We start from the raw sequence: 2,413 nt of genomic DNA, 5'->3' as shown, positions 1-2,413 counted from the left end.
TTGTTCATACAACGCGTCTAACGGCATGGATTCACGAAGTGAATCCTTCGCCGACAGACTTTTGCAACAACGCCCCTATGTCCGCTTGAGCGACGAACCGGACCCTCGCTTCAAACGGGCCTTCGTCCGAGTTGCGGACAAAACCGCCGTTGCCCGGTTTGCTCTACCGAACGCGGGCGACGATTAAAGATGCAGGCAGTTGAGCGCGCCATTTGTCGCCGTCGCTAAAGCTTTCGCGTACTTTTTCGGCCACCGCCGCTTTGATTGCCGCATTATTCGCTTCTGGCTGCTGAGACAGAAGGTAGCCACCACGAGGAGCTCCGTTCTGAAAGATTTCGGCCAGACCTTCCGGAGAAGCCAACATCCAGAAACAGTCGACCTGTTGCTGTTTTTCCACCTCAAACCCCGCACCTGACAAGATCGTATTTGCCGTTTCCTCGTTTGCAAATTGATGGAAATTCGGGCTCTCAGGCATCTTGACCGAAGGGTGGCCGTGTTCTTGAACGCTGCTATAAAATACGTGGAAGACAGGGGAGATATCCGGGCCACACCAAGACGTCATAATGAATTGGCCGCTGGGCTTCAAAACCCTGCGAATTTCCGCAAGAGCTTTCGGCTGATCAGGGATATGCATCAGGCCGAAACTACAGACGACACTGTCAAAGCTGCCGTCGTCGAAAGGCAGGTCTTGCGCGTCTGCTTCAACGAAGTCTCCGCCCGGAACGCTTTTGCGCGCGTAAGAAAGCATCTTTGCGGAGAAATCTGCACCCGTCACGTCGTGCCCTGCTTTTGCAAGTGCCTCGGTGACATTGCCTTGTCCACAACAGAGATCGAGCACCTTACCGGTACTTTCAATGCTGGACACGATAGAAGGAATGGCCATGTCACTCGCGGAGGAGAACATGTTCACGTAGCCTGCAGAAATCGTATCGTCAGACCAGCCCTTGGTTTCCAAGTTCGCGAAACCCTCGTAAGCAGCCATTTTTGCCCCCCCCCCCCCAGAAAGCCTTATTATCCAATCGTCCATATCACGAAAAACCGCTTATAGCGAGAGACCGCCCAGCAAATGGGGGTCTGGAGAGGGCTCGTACGGGACATCTGACGGTTTTTGTCGGATGACGGTTATCCAACACTGAGCAGACATCACTCAGCGGGTTCCAACGACGACTCATCGTGCTCCACCGCTCGAAAAGCAAGAGGAGACATGTCTGATCTTTTCTGGGTGACTGGCGTGCAGGCGGGCATCCGCTCCGGACTCAAGATAGTCACCCTCGATCATCTCGGCCACATCATCAGAGCCCGTTGATGCGCTTTGAACGGGCGTGTTCGGGTGGAAGTTTCGGTCGCATTATGCCCTCTTTGGTTGTGTTAATGACCTTTTGCTGCCTACCGAGCCGGCGTAAAAAGCAGATATAAAACAGAGGAGTATTTTACTTTTGACCTGATTTTACGTATGCAGATCCAGGAAGCAAAGATAGTCCCTTTCAATTTTTTGATGAATTCAAAGCGGCGGGCCGACGCTTAGAGGCACCCACAACGGGCCGCAGATTTTAGGAACCGATCTATGAATACCTTTCCAAGGGTGAACATCCCCAAGCTCAAGACCCGGTTGGAACGTATGTGTGACCAAGCCGAACAGATTACTGGGTTTCCGGCCCTGGGTGCGTGCCGGGTGAACAACCACGTCCTGATGGCACAGGGCAAATACAAGGGCGAACGGGCATATATCTTCGGCATCATTGTCGTGGACCCGGAGGACAATTGGCTCTTCTACAGAGCGTTCCTGCCCCAAAAATGGGCCAAACGTCAGGACGTCACTTGTGGCGATATCTGCGAAGCATGCGCGATTTTGCTGGGCATCGTGGACCCGGACTGGGCATTCGCGAAATTCCCGAAGATGGTGAAGGCTGTGAAGCTGAAGAAGATCAGGCCGGAATTCGACGCTCGTTGATTTTCTACTCCCAAACACACCGTCTGGACCGGTTTTTTGAGCTACTCCCCAACTCTTGGACAGTTTCCGGGATGATTTAAGCTACTCTCTGCCCCTGCTGGTCGGTTTCGATCTGGTTGAAGTAGACCACGGCGGGCGGCTGTCCGCCATGGGCGGCGTGGGGCCACTGGTGGTTGTAGAAGGTGATCCATCTGCCAACCCCGGCCTTCGCCTGCGAGCCCGTCTCCCAGGCGTGTAGATAGACGCACTCATACTTTAGGGACCGCCAAAGGCGTTCGATGAAGATGTTGTCGAGACAGCGCCCTTTGCCGTCCATCGAGATCCGGGTCCCGACCCGTTTCAGCCGGTCGGTCCAGGCGAAGGACGTGAACTGCGAGCCCTGATCGGGGTGCTGCCAGACGGATTCGAACCCGTCTCCACAAGGACAGTAGGACTTCCCTTATACCGCGCCAAGTTCGCGCC

At 54.5% G+C, this 2,413-nt stretch carries 3 protein-coding genes and 1 pseudogene; 2 read left to right on the top strand and 2 right to left on the bottom strand.

What is annotated here, in order from left to right:
* Nucleotides 1-187 (top strand): hypothetical protein (locus RXV88_RS23440; RefSeq protein WP_316296150.1); only part of this gene is annotated, 187 nt, incomplete at its 5' end.
* On the opposite strand, the gene RXV88_RS23435 is transcribed toward RXV88_RS23440, so the two are convergent.
* Nucleotides 164-982, bottom strand: coding sequence for a class I SAM-dependent methyltransferase (locus RXV88_RS23435; RefSeq protein WP_316296148.1), 819 nt, complete (start codon nucleotides 980-982; stop codon nucleotides 164-166). The genes RXV88_RS23440 and RXV88_RS23435 overlap by 24 nt on opposite strands.
* Before the next feature lie 582 nt (nucleotides 983-1,564).
* On the opposite strand from RXV88_RS23435, the gene RXV88_RS23430 reads away from it, so the two are divergent.
* Nucleotides 1,565-1,951 (top strand): hypothetical protein, encoded by a 387-nt coding sequence (locus RXV88_RS23430; RefSeq protein WP_316296147.1) that lies wholly within the window; start codon nucleotides 1,565-1,567, stop codon nucleotides 1,949-1,951.
* Nucleotides 1,952-2,027: 76 nt separating this feature from the next.
* Here the strand turns inward: RXV88_RS23430 and RXV88_RS23425 are convergent.
* Nucleotides 2,028-2,336 (bottom strand): annotated as a pseudogene (locus RXV88_RS23425) (transposase); the annotation flags it as partial.
* Nucleotides 2,337-2,413: the final 77 nt, after the last annotated feature.

The sequence above is a fragment of the Aestuariicoccus sp. MJ-SS9 genome (assembly GCF_032586235.1).
Lineage (GTDB): Bacteria > Pseudomonadota > Alphaproteobacteria > Rhodobacterales > Rhodobacteraceae > Aestuariicoccus.
Note: the sequence above shows the minus strand (reverse complement) of the source record. Positions and strands in the feature narration are given on the sequence as shown.

Coding starts and splice junctions, on each gene's coding strand:
- RXV88_RS23435 (WP_316296148.1), bottom strand. CDS start 982: ATGGCTGCTTACGAGGGTTTCGCGAACTTGGAAACCAAGGGCTGGTCT.
- RXV88_RS23430 (WP_316296147.1), top strand. CDS start 1,565: ATGAATACCTTTCCAAGGGTGAACATCCCCAAGCTCAAGACCCGGTTG.